A 26592-nucleotide genomic window follows, 5' to 3' on the forward strand; every position below is an offset into this window, starting at 1 on the left:
GCCCGCCGCTGCAGCACCGATCGTGAAGTTAGCGCTGCGCACACCCGTGCGCGCATTGGAGTGGACATGATTGCCCGTTTGATCGCGCGTGGCTGCAGCGGCGCCATTCGTACCCTGACCGGCGCGCGTGCGCTGTGGCGTGGGTGTGCGCCCTCCAACGAACGCCGCGTGTATTACGGCAATCACGCAAGCCACGGCGATTTCGTGCTGATCTGGTCGTCGCTGCCGGCCAGCCTGCGGCATACCGTGCGTCCGGTAGCCGCTGCCGATTACTGGCAGCGCACTGCACTGCGTCGCTACCTGATCCATGCGGTGTTCAACGGTGTGTTGATCGAGCGCGATGCCGCGCAGCGCACCCGCGACCCGATCCAATGCCTGTGCGATGCAGTGGACGCCGGCGATTCGTTGATCCTGTTTCCCGAAGGCACCCGCAACCCGGACGAAGGCGTACTGCCGTTCAAGAGCGGGCTGTATCACCTGGCGCGGCAACGCCCGGAACTGGAGTTCGTGCCGGTGTGGATCGACAACCTCAAGCGCGTGATGCCCAAGGGCAAGTGGCTGCCGTTGCCGCTGTTGTGCACCACCACCTTCGGGGCGCCGTTGCGGCTGGGCGCCGATGAGGACAAGGATGCGTTTCTGGCACGCGCACGCGTCGCGCTGCTGGCGTTGTCGCCGGAGCAACTGGAGGCGCGCGCATGAATCCTTATGTCTTCAGCGGGCAGCTGCAGCAGTCCTCGATGCATCAGCAGACGCTGTGGTTGTTCAGCGGCATTGCGCTGGTACTGGTGATTGCCACGCTGATTTCCGAGACGCTGCGCTGGCGCGCGCGTGAACGCCCGAGTGCGGTGCTGGACAACCTGGTCGCACGCATCCGCGCATGGTGGGTGATGGCGGCGGTGGTCGGCATTGCGTTCGTGTTCGGCCGCGCCGGCGTCATCGGGCTGTTCGCGCTGGTGTCGTTGTTTGCGCTGCGCGAGTTCATCACCCTGACCCCCACGCGGCGCGGCGATTACTACGCGCTGCTGGCCGCGTTCTACATCGTGCTGCCGTGGCAATACGGACTGGTGTGGACCGGCTGGTACGGCATGTACACGTTGCTGATCCCGGTGTACGCGTTCCTGGTGCTGCCGATCCTGGCCACCATCGGTGGCGATACCACCGGCTATCTGGAACGCACTGCCAAGGTGCAGTGGGGGCTGATGATCTGCGTGTTCTGCATCTCGCACGTGCCGGCGTTGTTGAACCTGGACATTCCCGGGTACGCCGGGCGCAATCTGCTGCTGATCGCGTTCCTGGTCATCGTGGTGCAGTCGTCGGACGTGTTGCAGTACGTCTGGGGCAAGCTGGCCGGCCGCCATCTGATCGCGCCGAAGCTGTCGCCGTCCAAGACGGTGGAAGGCTTCATCGGCGGCGTGCTGTCGGCCAGCCTGCTCGGCATGGCGCTGTGGTGGATCACGCCGTTTGCGCCGTGGCACGCATTCGGGCTGGCGCTGGTGGCCAACCTGATGGGCTTTTTCGGCGGGCTGGTGATGTCGGCGATCAAGCGCGATCGCGGTATCAAGGACTGGGGCCACATGATCGAAGGCCATGGCGGCGTGCTCGATCGCCTGGACTCGGTGTGCTTCGCCGCGCCGGTGTTTTTCCATCTGATCCGCTACGGGTGGGCGTGAGGCCGCAGCCCACCATCGCGCACGTCGCCCATCAGCGATGCAGCGCCGCGCTTACGATTCCCGATTCCGCACTCCCGATTCCAGGCTTAGGTCAGCCCGTACTCTTTCAGCTTCTTGCGCAACGTGGCCCGGTGAATGCCCAGCATCGCCGCGGCGCGGCTCTGGTTGCCTTCGCAGTGGTTGAGCACTTCGACGAACAACGGGATTTCCATTTCGCGCAGCACGATCTCGTATACATCGTCCGCGTCGCTGCCATCCAGGTCGCGCAGATAACGGCGCACGGACTGCGCCACGTGTTCGCGCAGGGGCGACTTGGGGGCGCCACGACTGGTGTCAGGACGGGAGGAGGCTGCGTTCAAAGGAAGTTCCCAGTGTCACGAAGCCGGGACGCGTGGCCGGCGAGGGGGAGTGAGTCTAGCGCGTGACCTCACCGCTCGCCACGCCCATGTGCGCGACGAGTGCGGGTCGCGTCCGCTTAGCGGAAGTCGAAACTGAAGGCGGCCGTGCTTGCGGCCGGTTCGCGCACCGCGAACGCCACCTGCACCGCCTGGCCCGGCGCAAGCGTGTCCTGCGCGGCCGGCGCCTTGCCCAGATACTCCTGCGGTGTCAGCACGCGGGTGCCGATCACCCGCCCATCGGCATCGGACAACGACAGCTGCAGCCACGGCCAGGCCTGTGCCCAGCGTGCATCGTTGCGGAAACTGGCCTGGATCTGCAGCACCCCGGCCGCGCCGGGCAGCGGGCGCACATCGCGGGTGAGCAGGGTCAGCGCGGCCGGCTCGCGCCAGGCCGGCAACGTGCAGCGCGCCAGCGTGCAGGCCGCGCTGACCAGCGGCCGCCAGCGCGCGTTGCCGGCCAGCTGGGCGCGGTCGGCAACGACGATCTGCAGCCCCAGCAGCGCCACCAGGCTGATCAACACCGCCCACTGCCGGCCGCTGGCGCGCAGGCGCGGGCGGGCGAACCCCCGGCGTGCAAACGTGGGAGCCGCGACAGCGGGTAGTGGGTGGAACGGCGACGCAGGGGAGGCCGGATCGCCTGCGTCGTCGGTGGCGATGGCGGCCTGTACGGTGGGGTCGGCCTCGGCAGCCGGGGGGCGCGGGAGATCGGCATTGGGCGCGCGCGCGTCGGGCCGGTCTGCGGCACCGACCGCGGCATCCGCAGTGCCGTGCATGCCTGGCGTGCCTGCGACATGGTCCGGTTCGGCGTCTGCACGTGCGGGGATGGGTTCGTGCGGCGCTGCCGGCGCGCGGCTGGGCTGGTTGGCCGGCAGGCCGGTCACCGGCGCAGCCGGTGCGGAGATGACCGGTGCCGGCGGTGGCGGCACCACCGGCTGTGCGGGTGCGGGCGGCAGCGCGGGCGCTGGCACCGGCAACACCTGCTCCGGCGGCTCGGCGGCGGGCACCGTTGGCGTCGGGATCAAGGTCGGCGCGGCGGGCGGGGTTGCCCGCAGGAAGGTGGCCAGCGGGCGGCGCGGTGGCGGGGTCTGGGACATCGGCAGGCGTGCAGCGGGAAGAGCGCTATTCAACCACGCGCGCAGCGGCCGGCGAACCTGGATGCATCAGCCCGGGCAACGCCACGGTGCAGGTGGCGGCGTGCGCAGTCGCTGCTGCAGCGATCCCGGCTACCGCATCCGCTCCCTGGCACAACAAGCAGTGCGACAACCACGCTCCCGCCGACTCCGGACTCCGGACTCCGGACTCCGGACTCCGATTCCCGACTCCCGATTCCCGACTCCCGATTCCCGATTCCCGACTCCCGACTCCCGACTCCCGACTCCCGATTCCCGATTCCCGATTCCCGATTCCCGATTCCCGAAACTCAGCGCCGCCGCCGCGTCTTGCCCTCGGCCAGCAACAGATCCAGCAGCCCGCTGCGCTGGCGCGGTGCCAGGGTATCGAAGCGGGCCAGCAGCACGCGTTGCTGGTCATCCAGGCGGCGGTACTGGGCAGGTTCTTCGGCGATGGCCGGGACCGGCGGGCCGAACACGCGCTCGCCGCGGCCGGTAGCCAGATATTCGAAGGCCATGCCGCTGCGCCTGGCCAGGCCGATCAGGTTCTCCACCGACGGTGCGGTGCCTTCGGCCATTTCCCACTGGGCCACCGCGCTGCGGGTGACGCCCAGCTCGCCGGCCAGGGCTTCCTGGGTCAGCTTGGTGAAGCTGCGGGCTTCGCGTACTCGTTCGTACAGCTTGCTCACACGGCACCGATGGAAGGCAGACGGGGCCGGGAGATATAGCCCTAGCAGCCCTCGGGGATAGTTCGTATAACTTTCATATAGGCATATGTTTGCGATACTGTCGGTGAGATGTCGATGAAGAGATCACAGCGAACTCAAGGAGGAAGTTCATGGTCGAGCCTGTCACCCCAAAATCCCGGCCCACCGGCGATCAACGCCCACCCGCCAGCACGCGCTGGCCTGCCGACTCGCCGCTGGATCCGTCGGTCGAACGCTTCCGCGGGGCGGCCGTCTACCAGGTCTGGCGGCGCGGGCAGGACTGGACCGCCGTCGCCGAGGGCGTGCAGTGGTCAGCGGCGCTGGCGCCACGGGGCTGGGCGCTGCGGTACCGGCATTGGCCGCTGCTGACGAGCGGGATGCTACTGGCCACCATCGCCGTGGGAGTGGCGCTCGCTGGCGCGCCGCCGTGGGTGGCAGGCGGCTGGGCCGCGCTGCTGGTGGCCGAGCTCGCGCTGCGTGTGGTCGCCGGGCTGCAGGCCGGGCGCTGGCGCAATCAGGCATTGCAGCGCAGCGGCTGGCAGGCGGTGACCCGCCTGCGCGCGATCAGCGTGAACGATGCGCTGACCACCGCGCAGATCCGCGCCGGCCGGGCGCAGCGGTGAACCCGCCCGGCCCGATCAGTGGCGGCGGACGCCGTCGATGCGGATCCAGTCTTCTTCGCGTTCGCAGCGCAACTGCTCGAACCACGGCGCATAGCGCTCCAGCAGTTCGTCTTCCTGCCCCTGCAGGATGCCGGACATCGCGAAACGTCCACCCGGCGCCACGCGTGCGGCCAGCAGCTCGGCCAGCGCGTCCAGCGACGTCGCCAGGATGTTGGCCACCACCACCGAATAGGTCTGCACCGGCTCATCCTCCGGCATGCAGGCGGTCAGTTGCGCCTGAAGGCCATTGCGCTCGGCATTCTCGGCGGTGGCCAGCAGCGCCTGCGGGTCGTTGTCCACGCCCACCGCGCTGGCCGCGCCCAGCTTGAGCGCGGCCAGCGCCAGGATGCCCGAGCCGCAGCCGAAATCGAGCACGCGCGCATCGCGCAGCACGCCACTGCTGCCCAGGCTGTCGAGCCAGCGCAGACACAGCGCAGTGGTCGGGCTGGCGCCCGAGCCGTAGGCCAGGCCCGGGTCCAGCCGCACCACGGCCGCCTCCGGCGTGCTGGCCGCCTCGGGCAACGCCTGATCCCAGGGCACGATGAAGGTGCGCGTGCCGAACTGCATCGGCTTGAACAGGTCCATCCACGCGCGGATCCAGTCGCTGTCTTCGACCATGCGAAACGACACCTGGCTCCAGTCCAGTTCCGGGTCGAACGCATCCAGCGCGGCCAGGACCTGCAGCGGGTCGCTCTCGCTGTCGAACAGCGCGGTCAACTCCAGCTCCTTCCACAACGGGGTTTCGCCGACGCCCGGTTCCAGGATGGCGTGGCTATTGCTGCCATCGTCGTTGCCGTCGAGCGAGGTCACCGCCAGCGCGCCGACTTCCTCCATGGCGGTCTGGAAACGGGGCTGATCGGCATCGGTGCAGGGCAGGGTCAGTTGAAGAAACGGCATTGTGGCAGTCGGTAACAATGAAGGCGTGCATCGTAGACCATTCGCGCAGGCCGGCTGCCGTGCAGTTGGTCATGCGCCGCCACTGCCAGCGTCGGCCCAGCGCGGCGGTTGCGGCGATCTGGCCGCGTGTGCCGCTGCCGTCTGCGTTGCATCTGCCCCCGGCACTGCGTGCCCACTGCATGCGACCCACCCATCTGCGTCTGGCGCTGTTCGTCGCCGCGCGAGCAGCCATGGCAGCGTTCGCCTCGCCGCCATGGCCCGCGCAACCGGGTGCTAGACTCCGCGCCGTCGCTGCGGCGTCTCCGCCGCTGGTTGCCGCTGTCATGCCGCTTGCTCGTGCCCGCCATCTCTGGCTGTTGCTCGCTCCCGTCGCGCTTGCGGCGGCGGGCTGGTGGCATGTGCGTGCGCATCCGGCCACGCCAGCCACCACGACCACCGCGCCGGCCACTGCCGCCACGCAGCCGGCCGTCGCCACGCGGCCGGTGCATGCGGCCTTCGAACGTGGCACGGCACTGCAGTTGCGTGATCGCGATGCGGTGGATGCACAGCCGGATCTGTATCGCTACGCGCAGCACCTGCAGCAACGCGTACAGGCCGGCGATGCGCAGGCCGGCTGGCGCTTGAGCCGGGTCTACGATTACTGCGCACCGTATGCCGCCAGCCCGGCCGGCTATGCCGCCGACAGCGCGTGGATCGCCGCGCATGCCACGCCGGGCGTGGCGGCCATGCATGCCGCGCGCGACCGGGTAGCGCAGCGCTGCGCCGGTTTCGCGCCCAGCGACGGGCTGAGCCCGCGGCTGGTGGCGCAGCAACGCCTGCGCGCGGCGCGCGCCGGCAGCCTGGCCGCCGAGGCCGCCCTGCTCGCGCTGGGCGAACCCCTGCAGGCCACCCCGGCCTACAAGCGCACGCTGGTGCGGCGTGTGCTGGCCTCGCGCGACCCGGAGGCCTATCTGGCCCTGGCCCCGGCGATGGGCGCGCGCGCCAGCGGCGATGACAGCCTGGACGGTTATGTGGCCGGCGATCAGTTCGCCGAACTGGCCTGGCAGGTGGCGGCGTGTCGGCTGGGCCTGGACTGCAGTGCCGACAGCACGCTGGTCACCAGTTATTGCGCCAACGCGGGCATCTGCTCGCGCGCCGGCGCGCAGGATTTCGTGTCGTTCGTATTCGACGCCGCGGTGCCGCGGCAGGGAGCAGACAGGGTGGATGAGATGGTCGATACATTGGTGTCCGATCCGGGAGCACAGTCATGAATTACCGTCGGTTGGCGCATGGCGCCAAGTTCTGGTTCTGGGTGGCCCTGTTCGTGGCGTATTCGGCCGCGGCGGTGGGCATCGTGATGATCGATACCGCCGATCACCGCTACCAGCCGCTGTCGGTGAAGTCCACCAGCGTCACCGCCGACGAACAGCAGCGACGGCACGGCGCAAGCCAGGTCGCCGCGCTGTACCGCGCCAGCAGCGCCATGCCGTTTTCCACCTTGCCGGCCGGCTCGACCTTTCAGGTTGTCTGGCCGGACGGTTCCACCGAAACCATGACCGTGGTCGATCCGTCATCGGCCAGCGGCATCGTGCCGGTACCCGGCAGCCAGCAGGCGCCTGCGCCGCGGCGTTGAACGGTGCGAATCCGCGCGGACGACTGAAGATGCGCAGCGGATCCGTTAGCACCCAGGATCCCGTAGGAGCGCACCCGGGCGCGACGAAGTTCCGCCGATAAAGCGCGGTCGCGCCCGGGTGCGCTCCTACGCATTGACCGGTTGGCTTGCAGGGCTGGCGGTGCGAGGCAGTCGCGGCGCGATGCACCAGGGTGCAACGAAAAAGCCCGGTTTCCCGGGCTGTTTCGTTGCCATGGCGCTTGCGATCAGGTCAGCGCGATCGACTTGTTCTTGCGCTCGGCCAGGCGCTTTTCCAGGTAGTGGATGTTCTGCCCGCCGGCCTGGAAGCCCTTGTCGCGCATGATGCGCTGCTGCAGCGGGATGTTGGTCTTGATACCGTCCACCACCATCTCGCTCAGCGCCACGCGCATGCGTGCGATCGCGGTTTCGCGATCGGGGCCATGCACGATCAGCTTGCCGATCATCGAATCGTAGTTCGGCGGCACCTTGTAGCCGGCGTAGATGTGCGTATCCACGCGCACACCCGGGCCACCGGGCGGATGGAAGGCGGTGATCAGGCCCGGGTTGGGCATGAAGGTTTCCGGATCCTCGGCGTTGATGCGGCATTCGATCGCATGCCCGCGCAGCACGATGTCGCTCTGCTTGATGCTGAGCTTGTGGCCGGCGGCGATGCGCAGCTGCTCGCAGACCAGGTCGATACCGGTGATGCGCTCGGTCACCGGGTGCTCCACCTGGATACGGGTGTTCATTTCGATGAAATAGAAGCGCCCGCCTTCGAACAGGAATTCGAAGGTGCCCGCGCCGCGGTAGCCGATGCGGATGCACGCATCCACGCAGACCTTGCCGATCTCGTTGCGCAGTTCTTCGGTGATGCCCGGGGCCGGCGCTTCTTCGACCACTTTCTGGTGACGGCGCTGCATCGAGCAATCGCGTTCGCCCAGATGGATCGCACCGCCCTGGCCGTCGGCCAGCACCTGGATTTCCACGTGGCGTGGATTTTCCAGGAACTTCTCCATGTAGACCTGATCGTTGCTGAAAGCGGCCTTGGCTTCGGACTTGGTGGTTTCGATCGCGGCCTTGAGCGCCGCCTCCGAATGCACCACGCGCATGCCGCGCCCGCCGCCGCCGCCGGCGGCCTTGATGATCACCGGGTAGCCGATCTCGCGCGCGATCTTGGTATTGGCGACGATGTCATCGCCGAGCGGGCCGCCCGAACCGGGCACGCACGGCACGCCGGCGGCCTTCATCGCGCGGATCGCTTCGACCTTGTCGCCCATCAGGCGGATGGTGTCGGCCTTGGGCCCGATGAAGATGAAGCCGGATTCTTCCACGCGCTCGGCAAAGTCGGCGTTTTCCGACAAGAAGCCGTACCCGGGATGGATGGCCTGCGCATCGGTCACCTCGGCCGCGGCGATCAACGCCGGAATGTTGAGGTAACTGTCGCTGGAAGCGGCCGGGCCGATACACACCGACTCATCGGCCATGGCGACGTGCTTGAGGTTGCGGTCGACCGTGGAATGCACCGCGACCGTGCGGATGCCGAGCGTGTGGCACGCGCGCAGGATGCGCAGCGCGATTTCACCTCGGTTGGCAATGACGACTTTATCGAGCATGGGATTCGGGATTCGGGATTGGGGATTCGTAGAGGGCGCTGGGTTCGCGGAGAGAGCGCGACTGTTCCAACGTGCGGATCAATGCGTTGAGCTTGGCAAACGTGCGATTCAGCAGGTCGGCAATTGCCGCATCAGGCGAAGCGAACTGCAGCCGTGTTGCGATCTGCAGCTGTGTGTCCAGCTCCGCCAACGAGCCGCGCGCCATCGACAGATAGCGCAGGTACTCGGCCGTGGAGCGGCGTGCAGCCCCTTCGGCGATGTTGGATGGAATGCTGATTGCGGCGCGGCGCATCTGTGCCGTCAGCCCGAAGCGTTCGGAATCAGGAAAGTCGTGGGTCAGGCGATAGATCGCTTCGACAAGCGACATCGCATCGCGCCACACCGTCAGGCGCTCATGCGGTCGCTCTTGCGAATCCCGAATCACGATTCCCTAATCCCGGCGCTTCAGCCAATCACGAACAACGGCTGATCGAACTCCACCGGCTGGCCGGTTTCGCCGAGGATGGCGACGACGGTGCCGGAGACGTCGGCTTCGATCGGGTTGAACATCTTCATCGCTTCGATGATCGCCAGGGTGTCGCCGGCCTTGACCGCCTGGCCCACGGTGACGAACGCCGGCTTGTCCGGCGAGGGCGAGGTGTAGAACGTGCCGACCATCGGCGCGCGCAGCACGTGGCCCTCGGGCAGCGCGGCCGCCTGCTTGGCGCCGCCGGTGGAGGCCTCGGTGGGCGACTGCATCGGCATGCTGGCCGCCGGCGGTGCGGCGGCCGGGGCGGGTGCGTACTGCTGCACCGGTGCGCTCATCACCTGGGTGCCCTTGGGCACGCGCGCCAGGCGCACGCTTTCTTCGCCTTCCTTGATCTCGATTTCGGCGAGATTGGATTCTTCGAGCAGGTCGATCAGTTTCTTGATTTTGCGGAGATCCATAAGGGCCTCTTGAGGTGAATCGGTGGAGAGTGCCGGCGGATGCCGGCGGAATGGGGTCAGGCCGTTGGCGTGGTCGCCGAGCCCGGAACAGCAAGGGTCATGGCGCGCGCTCCAGCCGCGCGATCACCGCTTCCAGCGCCAGCCGGTAGCTGTCTGCGCCAAAGCCGCAGATGACGCCGTCGGCCTTGTCGCTGAGATAGCTGTGGTGGCGGAACGGCTCGCGCGCATGCGGATTGGACAGATGGATTTCCACGAACGGCAGGCCCACGCCCAGCAGCGCGTCGCGCAGTGCCACCGAGGTGTGGGTGAAGGCGGCCGGGTTGATCAGGATGTAGGCGGTGCCGTCCTCGCGCGCGGCGTGGATGCGCTCCACCAGCACGTGCTCGGCATTGGATTGCAGGCAGGCCAGCACATGTCCGGCGGCCTGCGCACGGTCCACCAGGGCCGCATCGATCTGCGCCAGCGTGGTGCGCCCATAGACCTCCGGCTCGCGGGTACCGAGCAGGTTGAGGTTGGGGCCGTGCAACAGCAGCAGGTGGGCCATGACATCCAGCGCAGCGGAAAGGCCGGAAGTCTGCGCGATGCTGGCGATGCTGTCCAGATAGCAGAAGTTATAGCTGTTTTAAACGAACGATTGAATTTCTGCGGCGCACGCATGCCGCGCCAGTGGCGGCGGCCATTGGCGGGTGCCGATGCAGCGGCATGCCGTGGCGTTCTGCAGTGCCGGGTCCGTGCCCCGCCGCTGCCGGGGCGCCTTTTTTGGATGCGCGCCTCCAGTGCGCAGCGGGCGCCGACATCGGCGGTTTGCGGCGCTAGTCCTGGCGCATCTGCCACTGCCTCCGCGTCGGGATTCTGTGTCCGCGGCAGCAAGTTCGGCCGTCCCGGCCAACGGGCGCAAGGCGCCCTGGGTTAGGCCGCGCTTGCCCAGCCGGCCTGCCGCAGGCGGCACCCACGCAGCCCGCTCGTGCCCACAGTGCACGATGGACGCAGTTGCCGGCCCGATGGCAGTACGGACGGACCCTAGCGGCTCTCGGTTGCCGCGGTGTCGCGCCCGAGGTGCCGCCACAGGAAGGCGTACATCAGCGCAGCACGATGCGCAGCCTGGGCATTGTCGCCAGGGTTGGCGTGGCCGCCCTCCATGCTTTCGTAGAACACCGCGTCCTTGCCCGCATCCAGCATCTTGGCGGCCATCTTGCGTGCGTGCCCGGGGTGAACGCGATCGTCGCGGGTGGAGGTCAGGAAGATCGTGGGCGGATAGGTCTTGTTCGGATCGAACAGGTGATACGGGGAAAAGGTCTGGATGAACGACCAGTCCGCAGTGTCCGGGTTGCCGTACTCGTCCATCCATGACGCGCCGGCCAACAGGTGGTTATAGCGGTGCATGTCCAGCAGCGGGGCTTCGATCACTACCGCCCCGAACAGCTGCGGATATTGGGTCAGCATGTTGCCGGCCATCAATCCGCCGTTGCTGCCGCCGCGCACGGCCAGATGCTTGGCCGAGGTGACCTTGCGTGCGATCAGGTCCTGCGCAATGGCGGCCATGTCCTCGTAGGCCTTGTGCCGGTTCTGCTTGAGTGCAGCTTGGTGCCAGCGCGGGCCATATTCGCCGCCGCCACGCATGTTGGACAGTGCGAAGACCCCACCCTTCTCCAGCCACGCTCGTCCCATGACACCTGAGTAGTACGGCAGCATCGGGATCTCGAAACCGCCGTAGCCATAGAGCTGGGTCGGGGCGCTGCCATCGAATGCCAGCGCCTTCGGGCGGACCAGGAAATACGGGACGCGGGTGCCATCCTTGCTGGTGACGAAGTGTTGCTCGATGAGGAACCGGCTGGCATCGAAGAACGCCGGCAGCGCTTTGAGGCGCTGCGGTTGCTTGCCGATCTGCGCCAGCGACAGCGTGGGCGGAGTGAGGTCGTCCGCGACGGTGAGCCAGACCGCGTCGCTGTCGACGTCGTCCAGCGCCTTTATCTCTGCAGCGCCGAAAGTGGGGGCACCGACAAACGCGCTACGCTTCCAGCCGTGCACACCGGGGGTCAGCACGCTCAGCCGTGTTTTGACGTCATCCAAGATGTTGAGCACCAGGTGCGAACGAGTCCAGACGGCACTGCTGAGCGAGGCGGTGTCGGTGGGCTGGAAGACCACCTCGAACGCGCGCTTGCCTGCCATGAAATCGTCGAACCGGGTGGCCAGTAGCGTGCCGGCTGCATAGGTCTTGCCGCCGACGCTCCACGGCTCGCGCAACTCCAGCGTGAGCCATTGGCGATGCAACTGCTTGGTCGCCGAGTCCGGCACCTCGATCTGGGCCAAACGTCCGTTGCGGTCGCGCAGATACCAGCGCTTGTTGCGGATGCCCAGCTCGCGAATCACGATATCCCGTTCGAACCCCGGGGTGTCGTCATGGAAGGCCCTCACGCGCATATCCTGCGGGCTGCCCTCGTAGACGGTCGTGGCGGTGTCCAGGGCGGTGCCGCGTTTCCATTGTTTGATCACGCGCGCGTAGCCCGAATCGGTCGTGGTGCCAGCGCCGAAATCGGTACTGACATAGACGGTGTCATGGTCTATCCAGGAGAGCTCACCCTTGGCTTCGGACCGGACGAAGCCGTCCTGCACCCACTGTTTGTCGATCAGATCGAACTCGCGCGTGACATCGGCATCGGCACCGCCGCGCGACAGTGTGATCAGGCAGCGGCGATAGGCCGGACGCAGACAGTTGATGTCCTCGTGCTGCCATGCCCAGTCCTTGCCCTCGCTCTGGTTGAGGGCATCCAGATCCAACACGGTTTCCCACTTCGGTGACGGCTTGCGGTATTCGGCCGGTGTGGTCCGTCGCCAGATGCCGCGCTTGTGTTGTCTGTCCTGCCAGAAGTTGTAATAGCTGTCGCCGATCTTCTGCACGTCGGGAATCTTCGCATCCGAATCCATGACTTCACGGATACGTGTTTCCAGTTGCTGGAATTCGGCAGTGCCGGCCAGCTGCTGCTCGGTGCGTGCATCTTGATGCTTCACCCAGTCGAGCGCCTTTGTGTCGGTGACATCTTCCAGCCAGAGATACGGGTCTGTGTTGGCCGTGCCGGCCGCAGCAATCGCAATGCCGGGCGTCGCAGGTGCTGCATCGGCGCCTGCAATGCCGGCAAGAAGCAATGCTGCGCCGAAAAGGGTGCGGGTGGACGTGGGGGTCATTATGTCGCCATCGCCGATAGGGGGCGACAGCATAAAGTCGAATATCGTGCTGTGACCGCGCGGTGAGAAATGTTGAGAAATGCGCTCTGAGAGCAAGCGCTTCACGCTGCGGTGACTTTCTAAAAAAAGCAATTGCTGGATGCTATCGAGTTAATCGCCTGCGGGCTCGGACGCGACGAAATGATGGTCGTGGGCATGTCCGGCGTCAGGCGGGGCGCCGGCAAGCGGGCAGGCTGCCGGTGACAGCAAGGCGCACACGTTCCTGGGATCGCCTCGAAGGCACAAGGTATGCCGGCGCAGCCCCCCTCCAGACGCATTGGGGCGTCGAAGCCGCCGCCTCAGCGCGCTGCGCGCAGCAACGCGTCCTCGGTGATCGCGCCGGTCAACACCGTGGGCAGGATCGCCGGTGGGGCACCGGGGCCGTACACCACGTAAAGCGGCACGCCCACGGCCTGGTGCTGGTCCAGGAAGGTGCTGATGGCCGGGTCGACGTTGGTCCAGTCGCCTTTCATGTAGACCGCATCGACGCGGCGCAGGGCATCGCGGAATTCGGCACTGCTCAGCACGTTCTTTTCGTTGGCCTTGCAGGTCACGCACCAGTCGGCGGTCATGTTGACGAACACCACGCGGTTGTCGGCGCGCAGGCGGTCCAGCAATTGCGGCGAGAACGCCACCGCGCCTTCGCTGGCGGCGGTGGCCGCCGGTAGCCGCAGGCGGGTGACGCCGACCACCGGCACGATGGCCAGCACCAGCATCACCACCGCCAGGCGCATGCCGGTGCGATGGCTGTTCCAGCGGCTGCGCTCGAAGCACCACAGGCCCAGCGCCAGCAGGGTGGCACCGACCAGCATCAACGCCAGCGCATCCACGCCGCGCTGCTTGCCCAGCACCCACAGCAGCCAGATCGCGGTGAGATACATCGGGAACGCCAGCACCTGCTTGAGCGTCTCCATCCACGCGCCGGGCGTGGGCAGGCGCCGCGCCAGCGAGGGGACGAAGCCGATCAGCAGGAACGGCAGCGCCAGGCCCAGGCCCAGCGCCAGGAATACCAGCATCGCCAGCAGCGCCGGCGCGGTGAACGCATAGGCCAGCGCGGTGCCCATGAATGGAGCGATGCAGGGGCTGGCGACCACGCAGGCCAGCACGCCGGTGAAGAAGTCGCCCAGCGGCCCGTTGCGCGCGGCCAGCGACTGGCCGATGCCACCCAGGTTGCTGCCCAGCGTGAACACCCCCGACAGACTCAGGCCCACTGCAAACATCAGGTACGCCAGCGCCGCCACGAACCACGGCTGCTGCAGCTGGAAGCCCCAGCCGGCCGCCTGGCCGGCCGCGCGCAGGCCGATCACCAGCCCGCCGATGGCGGCGAACGACACCAGCACGCCCAGCGAATACCAGATGGCATGGCTGCGCGCATGGCTGCGGCTCTCGCCGCTGTGCGCCAGCCCCAGCACCTTCAGCGACAGGATCGGCAGCACGCAGGGCATGAGGTTCAGCACCAGCCCGCCGAGCAGGGCCAGCGCCAGCATCGCCAGCAGGCCCTTGTCGGTATGCGGCGGCTGGGTGCGCTGCGGATTGTCGGCCGCGGCACTCGCAGCCGGCGGCGCCGCGGAGGCGCTGGCTTGGGCGGGCGCGGGGTCGGCAGGTGTCTGCCCTGCGGCCAGCGGCGAAATCATCAGCGGCGCGGCCTGCGCCTGGTTCTGCGGCGAGACCGTGCCGGCAGGCAGGTCGAGCGCCACGCGGCGGGTCATCGGCGGGTAGCAGATGCCGTCGGTTTGGCAGCCCTGGAAGGTGGCCACCAGGGTCACGTGCGCCGGCTCGGCGCGCTCGCGCAGCAGTGGCAGGGTGACTTCGGCCTGGTCGAAATACACCACCACGTCGCCGAAATGTTCGTCGCGGTGGGTCTTGCCCTGCGGCCAGCGCGGCAGCCCGGTGCGCACGCCGGTGCTGCCTTCCACGGCCAGCGAGGTGCGGTCGCGGTAGAGGTAATAGCCCGGTGCCGGGGTAAAGCGCAGCAGCAGGCTGTTGCCGTCGCCGACGATGGCCTCGAAGGTGAAGGCTTGCTCGGCCGGCAGCGGCAGCGCGTCCACGCCGGCGGCCTGGCCGGTGGCGCCGAACAGGCGCGGACCCGACGCGCCGCGCGGCACCAGTGCGCCCAGGTTCTCGCGTTGCGGTGCGGCGGTGGGCGCGCCGGCGGCCGCTGCCTCGGGCAGCGCGACGCGGATCTCGCGCCGCTGCGGCGGGTAGCACACCCCGGCATCGGCGCAGCCCTGGTATTGCACCTGCAGGACCGCCGTCTTCAGCGCCGGCTCTGCCCTGCCGGCCAGGGTGGCCTGCAACTGCTTGCGGTAGGTCTGCACCTGGCCGAAGAACTCGTCGTGCTTGCTCTCGCCCTCCGGCAGCGCCAGTTCGCCAACGGAAAAGCCCTGCCCGGACTTGACGCTGATGCGATGGCGATACAGGTAGTAGCCCGGCGCGATCTTCCAGTTAAGACCGATGCTGTCGCGGCTGTCGGCCTGGGCGGTCAGCGCGAAGGCCTGGTCCACCGGCAGCAGGTCGGCCTCGCTGACCGCCTGCGCGGGTGGCGCCACCAGCGCCAGCGGCGCGGCGAACAAGGGGGCGGCCAGCAGCGCGCAGCGGGCGATCCAGCGGGACAGAGACTTCATGGACGTCAGGATTCCTTGCGGGTGTCGGCCCGGACCCAATCGAGGTAGGCCGGCAGCCCGGCGCTGGCTTGGACAGCAACCGCCTCCGGCAGTTCATACGGATGCAGCGCCTGCAGCCGCGCGATGGCGTCGGGCAGGCGGTCTTCCCAGGTCTTGATCAGCAACTGCACTTCCGTGCTGCGCTCGATGGCGCCGTTCCAGCGGTACAGCGATTGCGCGCCGGGCAACTGGGTGACGCAGGCGGCCAGGCGCTCGTCCAGCAAGGCGTGCGCGATGCGGTCGGCGCTGTCGGCATCCGGGCAGGTGCTGAACAACAGATGGAGGGAAGAGGCGCTCATTGCAGCTGCGCAGTGTAATGCCCCGCCTGCGGGGGATCGACCGCCGATTCCGGAACAGGGCGTCAACTTCGCTGCCTTCGCAATGCCGGTAGGCAGGGTGCCCATGCCTCGGTGCAGCTGCGCAGGGAGGTCGGTAGAGCACCTGCCACACTGCGCCGACCTTGCCGTGGCGCGGAGCGCGGCGCCGGATGCCAAGACCGGCCGACAACGGTTGGGAGATGCATTGCGCCGGTGACCCGGCGGTCACTTCGCCCAGCGCGAGGAGGCCGGGATCCTTGGCAAGGCGATCTTGGAAGCCTGCATGTCGGTGCGGAGGCGACGCATTGCCACGCCCGCGGTATTCAGCAGCGGCGTCGGATCCGATCGAGGGCGTTTCGCCTGCTGCGACCCACGCCGTCGGCACCGGCGCCTGGCCGCCATCAGGTGCCGTACGTTTTTCCGCGTGACCGAACCCCACCGGCCCGACGCATCACGCGTCGGGCCGGTGCAGCTCAGTTGGCCAGCTGGCAGCTGGCCGGCTTGGCCGAAGTGAACAGGCCGGCAGTGGCCCATTCGGGATGATCCACGAACGGGTTGCGGTTGCCCTGGAAGCTGAAGATCACCTGGTTGCGGGCACGTTCGGCATCGTCCGGCGGGTCGGCCTGATGCCAGGCCAGCAGCGTGGACAGCAGGCCCATATACGCGGGCGAAGACGAGGTCTGCACGATCCGGCTGCGGTCGTCGGTGAGCTCCAGGTCCGGCTCGGACTGCCCGGTGGCTGCATCGGTGCCGCCTTCGTAGCGAATGGCCATGTACATCACCGCACGCGCCATGTCGCCCTTGCGCCGGCCCCACACTTCGAAGGTGCCGCCGTTGCCGTCGGGCGTGCGCACCCAGTTGGAATTGCCCGGGTAACGCCCGCTGCCGCCGCCACTGCCGTCGTTGACCTCGGTCACCCGCTCGCCGCAGCTGCTGGTGCAGGTGGCATAGGGCTTGTTGCCGCGGTCGGCGTTGAAGGTGGTGTCGGTCAGGTACAGCATGTGGGTGTCGGTGTAGGGCGCGTACGGCAGGCCGCGGTCGCCGGTGGCGCTGCCGAAGCCCAGCGAGTTGGGCCAGGTGTGCTCGCGGTTGTAGGTCAGCCCGCTGCCGGTCCCGGCCCGGTCGCTAACCTTGGCGTAGCTGCGGTTGCGGTACGCGTCCAGGATGCGGCCGCTGTTGTTGGGGTCTTCGTCGGCCATCTCCAGGATGGTCCAGGTATTGGTGCCGGTGCCGCTGTACGGGTAGACCGTGTGGCCGCGGATGGTGGCGTTGAGCGAGCAGCGCAGCTGGCTGGGGCTGGTGGTGTTCACCCGCGAGTAGTAGCCGGTGGCGCCGCCGCTGGCGGTGGCCACGGTGAAGGCGATGGACTGGTTGGCCGCCGGGCTCAGGCCGCTGGCATCGCGGATGGCGCTGGCGGTGATGGCCAGCGTGCAGCGCTCGCCGCCGACCAGGGCGGTGTTGGTGGACAGGGTGAAACGGGTGCCCGTCGTTGCGTAGCTCAGTGCCACGTTGCCGGAACTGGCGCAGCTCAGCGCGAACGCGCCGCCGCTCAACGTCACCGCCTCGCTGAAGCCCACCGCCAGGTCGCCGGCCGCCGGGAAGCCGGTGGCGCCCTGGCTCGGCGTGGTGCTGGTGATCGTCGGCGCACCGGTGGTGCCGCCACCGCCGCCGCTGCCGTTGAAGGTCTGGCTGCGGTTGCAGGCGCCGAAGGTCTGCGCCGCCGAGCCGGCCCAGCTGAAGTTGGCTGCCGCGCTGCCGGTGCCGGTGAGTTGCAGCGAGCTGCCGACCGCGCTGCTGTTGCTCTCGCTGACCGGCAGATTCTGGCTGGTGACCCCGGCCGCCGGGCCGCCGCTGCCGGTGATGGCGCCTTCGTAGCTGAGGAACTGCACCAGTTGCCCGTTGGGGTCGACCAGCGCCACGCCATCGTTGGGCCCGTTCTGCACGCCGTTGCTGGCGTAGCTCACGGTGGCCAGGCGGACCTGGCTGCCGCAGCTGACCAGGCTGCCGGCCGGCACCGCGGTGTTAGCGTAGACCGTGGCTGCGCTTGGGGCGCTGCCGTTGTACAGATAGATGCGGTAGCCGCTCAACGATTCGCCGGCGGTGGCCACCACTTCCACGCCTTCGCCGCTGTCGCCGGAGGCGCCTGCGTCGTCGTAGTGCAGTTCGTTGATGAAGACCGCCGCATTGGCGGCGGTGGCGCTGAGCGCGAACGCGCAGGCCAGGGGCAGGGTGCAACGCAGGGACACAACACGGGACGGCAACCTCATCGACAGCTCCTTGTGATCGGGGAATGCGATCCCGACTGTAGAGCGTGCGCATGACAAGCGGTGGAACCTGGTTCCATTTTTCTAGAGTGCGGCTGGATGCGCGCCTGGTAATGAGCGGGATGAGGTGGCTGCGGGGAATCAGCGGCGCTGCTGCTCGCGCGGCGGCGCCTGGGCACGGCCGCTGGCATGGTTGGCCCTGTAGCCGCTGCCAACGCGCACCGCCGGGATGCCCCGCAGGCCGTGCGCCGCAGTCGTCCTGGCCCCTGGATGAGACCGCGCAGCCGAAAAATTTTTTACGCCCAGCCCTTGAAAGCTGCCCGCGCAGCACAATCTCTGGCCCGCACCCGCTCTGTCGGGTTTTTTCCGCGCGCTGTGCTGGCAGTCGTCATGTGCGAGTGCTAACATCGCCGATAATTTCCAGACCAATCAATCACTTAAGAGGGTCTTTCTCTATGAGCATCAAGCCGCTTCACGACCGCGTTGTAGTCAAGCCGATCGAAGCCGACGAAGTTTCCGCCGGCGGCATCGTGATCCCGGACTCCGCCAAGGAAAAGTCCACCAAGGGTGAAGTCGTCGCCATCGGCGCCGGCAAGCCCCTGGACAACGGCAGCCTGCGCGCGCCGGTGGTCAAGGTTGGCGACAAGGTCATCTACGGCCAGTACGCCGGCAGCAGCTACAAGTCCGAAGGCGTCGAGTACAAGGTGCTGCGCGAAGACGACATTCTGGCCGTCATCGGCTGAAGCCGTTGACGGCGGGATTCGGGAGTCGAGATTCGGGATTGGTCAGTGCGCTTCGCGCAGCTGGTCCCGCATCCCCCCGGAACCCGCTCTAGCCAATCCCCAATCCCCAATCTCAAATTCCGGAGTTTCAGACAATGGCTGCTAAAGACATTCGTTTCGGTGAAGACGCACGTACCCGCATGGTCCGTGGCGTCAACGTGCTTGCCAATGCCGTGAAGGCAACCCTCGGCCCGAAGGGCCGCAACGTCGTGCTCGAGAAGAGCTTCGGCGCGCCGACCATCACCAAGGACGGCGTCTCCGTCGCCAAGGAAATCGAACTGGCTGACAAGTTCGAGAACATGGGCGCGCAGATGGTCAAGGAAGTCGCTTCCAAGACCAACGACAACGCCGGCGACGGTACCACCACCGCCACCGTGCTGGCCCAGGCCCTGATCCGCGAAGGCGCCAAGGCCGTGGCCGCCGGCATGAACCCGATGGACCTCAAGCGCGGTATCGACCAGGCCGTCAAGGCCGCCGTCGCCGAGCTGAAGAACATCTCCAAGCCCACCACCGACGACAAGGCGATCGCCCAGGTCGGCACCATCTCGGCCAACTCGGACGAGTCGATCGGCAACATCATTGCCGAAGCGATGCAGAAGGTCGGCAAGGAAGGCGTGATCACCGTTGAAGAAGGCTCGGGCCTGGAAAACGAGCTGGACGTGGTCGAGGGCATGCAGTTCGATCGCGGCTACCTCTCCCCGTACTTCATCAACAACCAGCAGAGCCAGTCGGCCGACCTGGACGACCCGTTCATCCTGCTGCACGACAAGAAGATCTCCAACGTCCGTGACCTGCTGCCCGTGCTGGAAGGCGTGGCCAAGGCCGGCAAGCCGCTGCTGATCGTGGCTGAAGAAGTCGAAGGCGAAGCGCTGGCGACCCTGGTGGTCAACACCATCCGCGGCATCGTCAAGGTCGTGGCCGTCAAGGCACCGGGCTTCGGCGACCGTCGCAAGGCGATGCTGGAAGACATGGCCGTGCTGACCGGCGGCACCGTGATCTCCGAGGAAGTGGGCCTGGCGCTGGAGAAGGCGACCATCAAGGACCTGGGCCGCGCCAAGAAGGTGCAGGTCTCCAAGGAAAACACCACGATCATCGATGGCGCCGGCGATTCGGCCGCGATCGAGTCGCGCGTCGGCCAGATCAAGACCCAGATCGAAGACACCTCGTCCGATTACGACCGTGAGAAGCTGCAGGAGCGCGTGGCCAAGCTGGCCGGTGGCGTTGCAGTGATCAAGGTCGGCGCGTCGACCGAAATCGAAATGAAGGAAAAGAAGGCCCGCGTCGAAGACGCCCTGCACGCCACCCGTGCAGCCGTCGAAGAAGGCGTGGTCCCGGGCGGCGGCGTGGCCCTGGTGCGTGCGCTGGTGGCCGTCGGCAACCTGACCGGTGCCAACGAAGACCAGACCCACGGCATCCAGATCGCCCTGCGCGCCATGGAAGCCCCGCTGCGCGAAATCGTGGCCAATGCCGGCGAAGAGCCGTCCGTGATCCTGAACAAGGTCAAGGAAGGCACCGGTAACTACGGCTACAACGCCGCCAACGGCGAGTTCGGCGACATGGTGCAGTTCGGCATCCTGGATCCGACCAAGGTCACCCGTTCGGCGCTGCAGAACGCAGCCTCGATCGCCGGCCTGATGATCACCACCGAAGCCATGGTGGCCGATGCACCGAAGAAGGACGAGCCGGCGATGCCGGCCGGCGGTGGCATGGGCGGTATGGGCGGCATGGATTTCTGATCCACGCCACTTCGGCTGTTGCAGTGCAAAAGGACCCCGCCGCAAGGCGGGGTTTTTTGTGTCCGACGAGCTGGATGGCAGCACGCGATTGCTGGGATGATCGGCCCGAAGCAGGTGGCCGACGCACGCATTCCACTGGTCATGCAAACCGCATGCCCGGTAGGAGCGCACCTGGGCGCGAACGGCTTCACCGATAACGCCCCAGTCGCGCCCGGGTGCGCTCCTACGCAAGGTCGATGCGGCCCGCGCAGCCAGCTCGCGGCCCCAACCGTGTCGAATCCTGCGCAGGCATGACCACACAGTCCCCCATGACCTCGTAGGAGCGCACCTGGGCGCGAACGGCTTCACCGATAACGCCCCAGTCGCGCCCGGGTGCGCTCCTACGCAGGGTCGATGCGGCCCGCGCAGCCAGCTCGCGGCCCCAACCGTGTCGAATCCAGCGCAGGCATGACCACACAGTCCCCATGACCCCGTAGGAGCGCACCTGGGCGCGAATGGCTTCACCGATAACGCCCCAGTCGCTCCCGGGTGCGCTCCTACGCAGGGTCGATGCGGCCCGCCCAGCCAGCTCGCGGCCTTAACCGTGTCGAATCCTGCGCAGGCATGACCACACAGTCCCCCATGACCCGTAGGAGCGCACCTGGGCGCGAACGGCTTCACCGATAACGCCCCAGTCGCGCCCGGGTGCGCTCCTACGCAAGGTCGATGCGGCCCGCGCAGCCAGCTCGCGGCCCCAACCGTGTTCACCATCGCAAAAGCTCGCAGATCGCGACGTCAATCACACTTGCGTGACAATGTGTTGACACCGATGTCATCGCAGTTCTAGCGTCGTTCGCGCAGGCGTTTGCGCCGAGCGGTCGGGGGGCCATCGGACAAGGGGCAGCGGTGCATGCATCGCTGGCGGACGTCGTTGCAGTGCACTGCCACGCCGGCCACGTCCGGCTTCTCCCGGGGATCTTATGAACTGCCGCAGTCATCGTCTTGCCTTGTCGATTTCCGTGTCCTTAGCGCTGACGGCTGCCGTCGCGCCACCGCTCATGGCCCAGCAAACCGAGCCGGATACACCGCGCGCCACCTCCACCCTGGATGCGGTCAGCGTCACCGGTTCGCGCATCAAGCGCGCGCAGGTCGAAGGCGCCCAGCCGGTGGTCACCATCTCGGCGCAGCAGATCCAGCAGGAAGGGTTTGCCACCGTCTACGACGTGCTCAACAGCATGAATCAGCAAGGCTCGGTGGAAGCCGATACGCAGTGGGGCTCGCACACGCCCAACGCCTCGCCGATCAATCTGCGCGACCTCGGCCCGGGCCGCACCCTGCTGCTGGTCAACGGCCACCGCGTGGCCGATTACCCGCTGCCGTACGGCGGCGAAAGCAACTTTTCCAACTACAGCAATATTCCCTCTGCAGCGGTGGAGCGCATCGACATCCTCACCGGTGGCGCATCGGCCATTTACGGCTCCGACGCGGTGGCCGGCGTGATCAACGTGATCCTCAAGCGCGACTATCAGGGTGACCAGGTGCGGCTGCGTGGTGGCACCGCCACCGAAGGGGGGCGCGACAGTTTCGACGTGTCCTGGGCAGGCGGGCGCACCGGCGAGAACTGGAGCCTGACCTACGCGCTGCAGGCCACCAGGCGGGACCCGTTGAGCGGGCGCGATCGCCCGCAGATGGACGATTCGGACGACATGTCCTATTCCAACTGGACCGGCCAGAATCGCCTGTACGGCTTCAACCCGTTCACCGGCCTGAGCCTGGTCGATGCCAACACCAACGAGCGCCTGGCACCACCTGCGGGCACCTGCGCGCGCTTCGGCGGCGAGTTCATCGACGGGCAGCGCCTCAGCTACAACCAGAACACCGGCGCGCTCGCCAATGCCGGCAATTATTGCGGCGTGGCGCGCGACTACGGCGACTGGGGCCTGGTGACCGGCAGCGAAGATTATTCGGCCTATCTCTACGGCACCTGGAAGTTCGGCGAGGCCACCGAAGCCTGGGCCACGCTCTCGGCCAACCGCAGCATCGGCCGCTGGACCTACGACCCGCCGTACGCCTATCTGGGCCCGTTTCAGGATGCGGCCACTGGTCGCTCGTTGAACCTGATCCGTCAGCTCACCCGGCGCGAAGCCGGCGGCTGGGACCGGCTGGCCAACTACAACAAGGAGCAGTCCTGGGATCTGAGCGCCGGTTTGCGCGGCGTGTGGGCCGACCGCTTCGATTGGGAGCTGAGCGTGGGCCGCTCGCGCTACACGGTGGACGAATACGTACGCACCGTGGATACCGCACGTGCCACTGACTATTTCCTCGGCAGCCCCGTCGGCACGGCCGCCGATGGCGCGCCGATCTATGCGATCAACGAAGCGCGGTTGTACTCGCCGCTGTCGTCGAACCAGTACGACGACCTGGTGGCCAAGTCGCACAACTCGGCGTATTCGTGGGTCAATCAAGCCAGTTTCAGCTTGAGCGGCGATGTGGTGCAGGGCTGGGCCGGGCCGATCCGCTTTGCCACCGTGGCCGAAGTCGCCAAGCAGGGCTATCAACTCTCGCCGGACCCATGCGCCAACGAATGCTACCCGGTGGACGTGGTGGACAGCGGCGGCGGCGAACGCATGCGCAGTTCGGCCGGGCTGGAATTCCAGATTCCGTTGCTCTCCACATTGAGCGCGAATGTGGCCGGCCGTTACGACCGCTACGGCAACTATCGCTCGTCTGCCGCGATTCCGACCGATGTCGGCACGCAGAGCGACACCACCTGGAGCGCGGGCCTGGAATGGCGGCCGGTGGAAAGCCTGCTGGTGCGCAGTACCGTGGCCACCAGCTTCCGCGCACCGGACATGCACTACGTGCTGGGCGAACCCAGTTCCGCCAATCAGACGGTGATCGACCAGTACCGCTGCATTTCCTCCGGCGCCTACCTCACCGGCGGCTGCAACGACGAGAACAACAACATCTTCTACACCGTGGATGTGAACCGTCGCGGCACCCCGGATCTGCGCTCGGAAACCGGCCGCTCGTTCACCGGTGGCGTGGTGTGGGACATCGCACAAGGGCTGTCGTTGAGCGTAGATTACTACCGCATCCAGCTGGAGGAAATGATCAAGGACCTGGATCGCGACGAGATCCTGTCAGCCGAAGCCGGCTGCCGCACCGGCACCACCATCAGCGGTGGCGCCTGGAATAATCCGGGCGGCGCGGGCTATTGCGACACCATCACCTCGCGGGTGACGCGCAATGCCGACGGCACCCTGGCCAGCATCGAGCGCGGCCCGATCAACCTGGCGCAGATGGAAACCTCCGGCATCGATGCCGCGCTGAAATACCGCCTTGCCACTGCAGGCTGGGGCAACTTCCAGCTGTCGCTGGACTACAACAATCTGATTGCCTACCGCGAGCAGATCTACCGCACCGACAGCGACGAGAACCGCCGCGACGAACGCGTGCGCAGCCGTGTGCGCGGCAGCGTGCATTGGGACAACGGCGGCGCCTGGGACTGGACGGTGTACTTCCGCCGGCTCGGCTCGATGCGCGCCGTCAACTGGGGCACCTGCGCCCGCTTCGACGACGGCTATCAACCCAGCGCCTCCGACGAGTGCCTGGTGACCGATACCGCCAACGTGCATCTGGGCGAAACCAGCAAACGTTACTTCGGCCGCGTGGGCCCGGCGATCTACTGGAACCTGAGCACCGGCTACAAGATCACCGACCATGCCAAGGTCAATTTCTATGTCAACAACGTGTTCAACGAAGTGGGCTACGAAAACAAGGAGCGCTTCTACGGCTACGGCTTCTACAACACCACCTTGTTCAATCCCATCGGCCGTGAAGTGGCGGCGGAGTACGTGTTTACGTTTTGAGTAAGGTTTGCCGCGTGGCACGCCACGGCCTCGTTGCCGTGGCGTGCAGCGGCGCGTCGCGGTGGCACGCTTGGCGCAAACGCGTCATCAGGCAAGACGCGCCGCGGTGTGGCGCAGGCTCGCCAACGCGCGCGTGGCGATGCCATGCATCTGATCGCTCAAGGCGTCGTCGTCGATGCAGCGCTGCCAGAACTGTTCGGCCATCTCTGCGGCGCGCCGCCACTGCGCAAACTGCCCGACCGTGGGCGCCGGGATCTCGATGTCCCTGGGCACGATTTCGCCACTGGATGCCGGCCGCAGCGCCATCGGCAACATGTCGTACACCGGTGCAAGCCGCAATGGCAGCGTGTCGGCAAGGATCAGTGCTGCGTTGCCCAGGTGCATGTCGGTGTTGCCGATGAGCGCGCCGAACCAGCTGATCACCTCCAGGTGCTCGGCATCTTCCGGACTCAGCCAACCATCGCGCTTGAGCAGCGGCGCGAGCGCGCGCCAGGTGCCCAGCTCCGACTGCCCATAGAACGCGGCGTAGATCGCCATCAACGAAACAAAACCGCGTCGGCCCAACGTCGGTGTGCGATCGAAGCGTGTGGATTCGAGAAAGACGCGCTCGCCTGCCTGCAGCCGCTGCGTCGTTGCCGCAGCAATGCCACCGGCAAGCAGCACCTGGCTGGCCAGGTGCTCCATCTGCAGCAGGTCCGCCCAGCGGCGCCCGGCAGGGTGATCGATGCGGTCGGAAAACTTCACGATGACCGGGCGGTACACGCCCTCTTCGCGCAGCACCGCGGTGAACTTCGGCTGCTCGCCTGCAGCGGACGAGCCGACGTCTTCACCGCGCAGTGCGGCATCGGCCTGCTCAAGATAGGCCTGCGGGCGCGCGTGGATGTCGATGTCATCAGGCTGGTCGATCGACGACAGTGCGCGCGCCAGCGCCTGCTCGCCCACGAGCAGGTCGCCGAGCTGGTCGTGACCATCGGACAGCAGTGCGATGAGCGCGTCACTGGGCGACCACAGCGTGAGATTTTCGGGCAGCCGCAACGGCCCGGAGATGCGATGTGCCAGGTTGCGCCCGAGAAATCCCTGCGGGCGTTGGTCATCCAGAAACCAGGGCAGCGACGCGAACTCGCCCAGATGCAGCGGCGGATGCAGGAGCACGGGGTTGTCCTGCAGCAGCTCCACGAAGAAGTGGTCGCGATGGAGTGCATGCAGCTGGCCCAGCGCCACGACGCGGGCATGGCTGTCGATGCGGTAGAGCGGCCAGGCGCGCTCACCGCGCACCGCGCCTGTGGCGATGTAACTGGTGGCGCGTGCGCTGCCGTAGCGCCGCACCGCCGTTCCTGCAGCGGCAACCAGACGCGAAAGGGTTGCCTTGCTCACCCCCAACCGCGCCGCGAGTTCGGCGCCGCGCAGCGGGCCGTCGATGCGCAACGTGGTGACCAGGCGTTCTATGGCATCGGGCTGTGGCATGCGGATCAGCGATGAAACGATTGGTGAAACGATACATTAGGGCGGATGGCGCCGCAAATAACTGACTTGTATCGATAATTTTAACTTCAGGGAAAGATGATGCATTAAAAATGAAACGATACGTTCGGTGCCCCCTTGAGCTGGCCTCGGGGGGCCGGACCGCAGCGCCTGCACGGCGCTGGACAGCGCCAGAAACGCCAGGCGAGTCACGCGCATGCAGCGATGGAAGCTGCGAGATCGGTGTGCGTCTCCGCTTGCCGCAGGGAGCTGATCTGGAACGTCGCGGGGGGTCTGCCGTGCGCCGGCGCAGCCTGCCTTCATCGCGTCCGGTTTCAGAGCAGGTGCACCTCCATGCCGGCGCAACGATCGCATTGCGCCGGGCACGCAGTACAACAGCGCATGACACGGCTGCTCTGCGGAAGGCACGACCGCCGCACCCCCGATCGGTTTGCGCCACGCGGCCCTGACCAGCACGTTGGCGCCATGCGTCCGCCGCTCTACTGCAGTACCTGTCGATTGCGTCGGCGCGCCCGTCCGTTGCCGATGAAACAGTGGCAACGCGCAAAAGTGCGTGGTATCAATGCATCCCATGAACGCACCCCGCAGCCAGTTTTATTTTTGGTACTACGGTTTTCCGATGCCGCTGGCGGAGGAAGGAGTGCGCTCACCCTGAAGGACACTTCAGCAGCATTCCCGAA

General features: G+C 67.0%; 20 protein-coding genes and 1 pseudogene. 8 read left to right on the forward strand and 13 right to left on the reverse strand.

The genetic code is table 11. From position 1 onward, the window contains the following. The first annotated feature begins 66 nt into the window (after nt 1-66). Nucleotides 67-699, forward strand: coding sequence for a 1-acyl-sn-glycerol-3-phosphate acyltransferase (locus tag RZV17_RS02630; protein WP_104579268.1), 633 nt, complete (start codon nt 67-69; stop codon nt 697-699). After that, nucleotides 696-1670, forward strand: coding sequence for a phosphatidate cytidylyltransferase (locus RZV17_RS02635; RefSeq protein WP_047693384.1), 975 nt, complete (start codon nt 696-698; stop codon nt 1668-1670). The genes RZV17_RS02630 and RZV17_RS02635 overlap by 4 nt, the downstream gene beginning before the upstream one ends. An 86-nt stretch (nt 1671-1756) precedes the next feature. On the opposite strand, the gene fis is transcribed toward RZV17_RS02635, so the two are convergent. The 3 genes from fis to RZV17_RS02650 all read right to left on the reverse strand — a co-directional run bounded on the left by fis (nt 1757) and on the right by RZV17_RS02650 (nt 3866). Continuing rightward, nucleotides 1757-2029, reverse strand: coding sequence for a DNA-binding transcriptional regulator Fis (fis, locus tag RZV17_RS02640; protein WP_047693382.1), 273 nt, complete (start codon nt 2027-2029; stop codon nt 1757-1759). A gap of 116 nt (nt 2030-2145) precedes the next feature. Then, on the reverse strand, nt 2146-3162 hold the full coding sequence (locus RZV17_RS02645; RefSeq protein ID WP_166743701.1) for a DUF3426 domain-containing protein: 1017 nt from the start codon (nt 3160-3162) through the stop codon (nt 2146-2148). 326 nt (nt 3163-3488) lie between these two features. Beyond that, on the reverse strand, nt 3489-3866 hold the full coding sequence (locus RZV17_RS02650; protein ID WP_039564907.1) for a helix-turn-helix transcriptional regulator: 378 nt from the start codon (nt 3864-3866) through the stop codon (nt 3489-3491). Between the two features lie 149 nt (nt 3867-4015). On the opposite strand from RZV17_RS02650, the gene RZV17_RS02655 reads away from it, so the two are divergent. Further along, complete coding sequence (locus tag RZV17_RS02655) at nt 4016-4507, forward strand: hypothetical protein (RefSeq protein WP_355607003.1); 492 nt, start codon at nt 4016-4018, stop codon at nt 4505-4507. A gap of 15 nt (nt 4508-4522) precedes the next feature. Here the strand turns inward: RZV17_RS02655 and prmA are convergent, their stop codons facing one another. Beyond that, complete coding sequence (prmA, locus tag RZV17_RS02660; RefSeq protein ID WP_355607006.1) at nt 4523-5443, reverse strand: 50S ribosomal protein L11 methyltransferase; 921 nt, start codon at nt 5441-5443, stop codon at nt 4523-4525. A gap of 323 nt (nt 5444-5766) precedes the next feature. Here prmA and RZV17_RS02665 point away from each other — a divergent pair, with 323 nt between their 5' ends. Together RZV17_RS02665 and RZV17_RS02670 are read left to right on the forward strand one after the other, a co-directional pair. After that, nucleotides 5767-6693, forward strand: a complete 927-nt coding sequence (locus RZV17_RS02665) for a hypothetical protein (protein ID WP_184441102.1) — start codon at nt 5767-5769, stop codon at nt 6691-6693. Beyond that, on the forward strand, nt 6690-7055 hold the full coding sequence (locus RZV17_RS02670; protein WP_039405049.1) for a hypothetical protein: 366 nt from the start codon (nt 6690-6692) through the stop codon (nt 7053-7055). The genes RZV17_RS02665 and RZV17_RS02670 overlap by 4 nt, the downstream gene beginning before the upstream one ends. A gap of 245 nt (nt 7056-7300) precedes the next feature. On the opposite strand, the gene accC is transcribed toward RZV17_RS02670, so the two are convergent. The 8 genes and pseudogenes from accC to RZV17_RS02710 all read right to left on the reverse strand — a co-directional run bounded on the left by accC (nt 7301) and on the right by RZV17_RS02710 (nt 18064). After that, the gene (gene accC / locus RZV17_RS02675) at nt 7301-8668 is read right to left on the reverse strand and encodes an acetyl-CoA carboxylase biotin carboxylase subunit (protein ID WP_039405052.1); all 1368 of its coding nucleotides are present in this window, start codon (nt 8666-8668) and stop codon (nt 7301-7303) included. Further along, a complete protein-coding gene (locus tag RZV17_RS02680; RefSeq protein WP_236726975.1) occupies nt 8658-9035 on the reverse strand; it encodes a four helix bundle protein in 378 nt (125 codons plus the stop codon). Before RZV17_RS02680 ends, accC begins: the two co-directional genes overlap by 11 nt. A gap of 77 nt (nt 9036-9112) precedes the next feature. Continuing rightward, nucleotides 9113-9595 (reverse strand): acetyl-CoA carboxylase biotin carboxyl carrier protein, encoded by a 483-nt coding sequence (accB, locus tag RZV17_RS02685; protein ID WP_047693373.1) that lies wholly within the window; start codon nt 9593-9595, stop codon nt 9113-9115. Between the two features lie 97 nt (nt 9596-9692). Continuing rightward, a complete protein-coding gene (gene aroQ / locus RZV17_RS02690; protein WP_184441107.1) occupies nt 9693-10139 on the reverse strand; it encodes a type II 3-dehydroquinate dehydratase in 447 nt (148 codons plus the stop codon). Between the two features lie 476 nt (nt 10140-10615). Further along, nucleotides 10616-12661, reverse strand: a pseudogene (locus RZV17_RS02695) (prolyl oligopeptidase family serine peptidase); the annotation flags it as partial. A 455-nt stretch (nt 12662-13116) separates the two neighbouring features. Further along, entirely contained in the window at nt 13117-15441 is a 2325-nt protein-coding gene (locus tag RZV17_RS02700; RefSeq protein WP_355607012.1) for a protein-disulfide reductase DsbD, read from the reverse strand. A gap of 5 nt (nt 15442-15446) precedes the next feature. Continuing rightward, nucleotides 15447-15779, reverse strand: a complete 333-nt coding sequence (gene cutA / locus RZV17_RS02705; protein WP_039405072.1) for a divalent-cation tolerance protein CutA — start codon at nt 15777-15779, stop codon at nt 15447-15449. Nucleotides 15780-16270: 491 nt separating this feature from the next. Continuing rightward, complete coding sequence (locus RZV17_RS02710; RefSeq protein ID WP_184441111.1) at nt 16271-18064, reverse strand: endonuclease; 1794 nt, start codon at nt 18062-18064, stop codon at nt 16271-16273. 452 nt (nt 18065-18516) lie between these two features. On the opposite strand from RZV17_RS02710, the gene RZV17_RS02715 reads away from it, so the two are divergent. From RZV17_RS02715 to RZV17_RS02725, 3 genes are all read left to right on the forward strand, one after another. After that, nucleotides 18517-18804: a co-chaperone GroES gene (locus tag RZV17_RS02715; protein ID WP_003483210.1), complete on the forward strand. Its 288-nt coding sequence runs from the start codon at nt 18517-18519 to the stop codon at nt 18802-18804. A gap of 134 nt (nt 18805-18938) precedes the next feature. Further along, nucleotides 18939-20579, forward strand: coding sequence for a chaperonin GroEL (gene groL / locus RZV17_RS02720; protein WP_039405128.1), 1641 nt, complete (start codon nt 18939-18941; stop codon nt 20577-20579). A 1037-nt stretch (nt 20580-21616) separates the two neighbouring features. Next, nucleotides 21617-24430: a TonB-dependent receptor domain-containing protein gene (locus RZV17_RS02725; RefSeq protein WP_355607015.1), complete on the forward strand. Its 2814-nt coding sequence runs from the start codon at nt 21617-21619 to the stop codon at nt 24428-24430. A gap of 87 nt (nt 24431-24517) precedes the next feature. On the opposite strand, the gene yjjJ is transcribed toward RZV17_RS02725, so the two are convergent. Further along, the gene (gene yjjJ, locus RZV17_RS02730; RefSeq protein WP_355609128.1) at nt 24518-25903 is read right to left on the reverse strand and encodes a type II toxin-antitoxin system HipA family toxin YjjJ; all 1386 of its coding nucleotides are present in this window, start codon (nt 25901-25903) and stop codon (nt 24518-24520) included. Nucleotides 25904-26592 lie beyond the last annotated feature (689 nt).

This window comes from Xanthomonas cannabis (genome assembly GCF_040616535.1).
GTDB classification, from domain to species: Bacteria; Pseudomonadota; Gammaproteobacteria; order Xanthomonadales; family Xanthomonadaceae; genus Xanthomonas; species Xanthomonas cannabis.

Excerpts from the sequence above, each read along its gene's own strand:
- accB (WP_047693373.1), bottom strand. The coding sequence starts at position 9,595 with ATGGATCTCCGCAAAATCAAGAAACTGATCGACCTGCTCGAAGAATCC.
- RZV17_RS02670 (WP_039405049.1), top strand. The coding sequence starts at position 6,690 with ATGAATTACCGTCGGTTGGCGCATGGCGCCAAGTTCTGGTTCTGGGTG.
- RZV17_RS02665 (WP_184441102.1), top strand. The coding sequence starts at position 5,767 with ATGCCGCTTGCTCGTGCCCGCCATCTCTGGCTGTTGCTCGCTCCCGTC.
- RZV17_RS02680 (WP_236726975.1), bottom strand. The coding sequence starts at position 9,035 with ATGTCGCTTGTCGAAGCGATCTATCGCCTGACCCACGACTTTCCTGAT.
- RZV17_RS02725 (WP_355607015.1), top strand. The coding sequence starts at position 21,617 with ATGGCCCAGCAAACCGAGCCGGATACACCGCGCGCCACCTCCACCCTG.
- RZV17_RS02700 (WP_355607012.1), bottom strand. The coding sequence starts at position 15,441 with ATGAAGTCTCTGTCCCGCTGGATCGCCCGCTGCGCGCTGCTGGCCGCC.
- cutA (WP_039405072.1), bottom strand. The coding sequence starts at position 15,779 with ATGAGCGCCTCTTCCCTCCATCTGTTGTTCAGCACCTGCCCGGATGCC.
- accC (WP_039405052.1), bottom strand. The coding sequence starts at position 8,668 with ATGCTCGATAAAGTCGTCATTGCCAACCGAGGTGAAATCGCGCTGCGC.
- prmA (WP_355607006.1), bottom strand. The coding sequence starts at position 5,443 with ATGCCGTTTCTTCAACTGACCCTGCCCTGCACCGATGCCGATCAGCCC.
- RZV17_RS02635 (WP_047693384.1), top strand. The coding sequence starts at position 696 with ATGAATCCTTATGTCTTCAGCGGGCAGCTGCAGCAGTCCTCGATGCAT.
- RZV17_RS02655 (WP_355607003.1), top strand. The coding sequence starts at position 4,016 with ATGGTCGAGCCTGTCACCCCAAAATCCCGGCCCACCGGCGATCAACGC.
- RZV17_RS02715 (WP_003483210.1), top strand. The coding sequence starts at position 18,517 with ATGAGCATCAAGCCGCTTCACGACCGCGTTGTAGTCAAGCCGATCGAA.
- RZV17_RS02645 (WP_166743701.1), bottom strand. The coding sequence starts at position 3,162 with ATGTCCCAGACCCCGCCACCGCGCCGCCCGCTGGCCACCTTCCTGCGG.
- groL (WP_039405128.1), top strand. The coding sequence starts at position 18,939 with ATGGCTGCTAAAGACATTCGTTTCGGTGAAGACGCACGTACCCGCATG.
- aroQ (WP_184441107.1), bottom strand. The coding sequence starts at position 10,139 with ATGGCCCACCTGCTGCTGTTGCACGGCCCCAACCTCAACCTGCTCGGT.
- RZV17_RS02630 (WP_104579268.1), top strand. The coding sequence starts at position 67 with ATGATTGCCCGTTTGATCGCGCGTGGCTGCAGCGGCGCCATTCGTACC.
- RZV17_RS02710 (WP_184441111.1), bottom strand. The coding sequence starts at position 18,064 with ATGAGGTTGCCGTCCCGTGTTGTGTCCCTGCGTTGCACCCTGCCCCTG.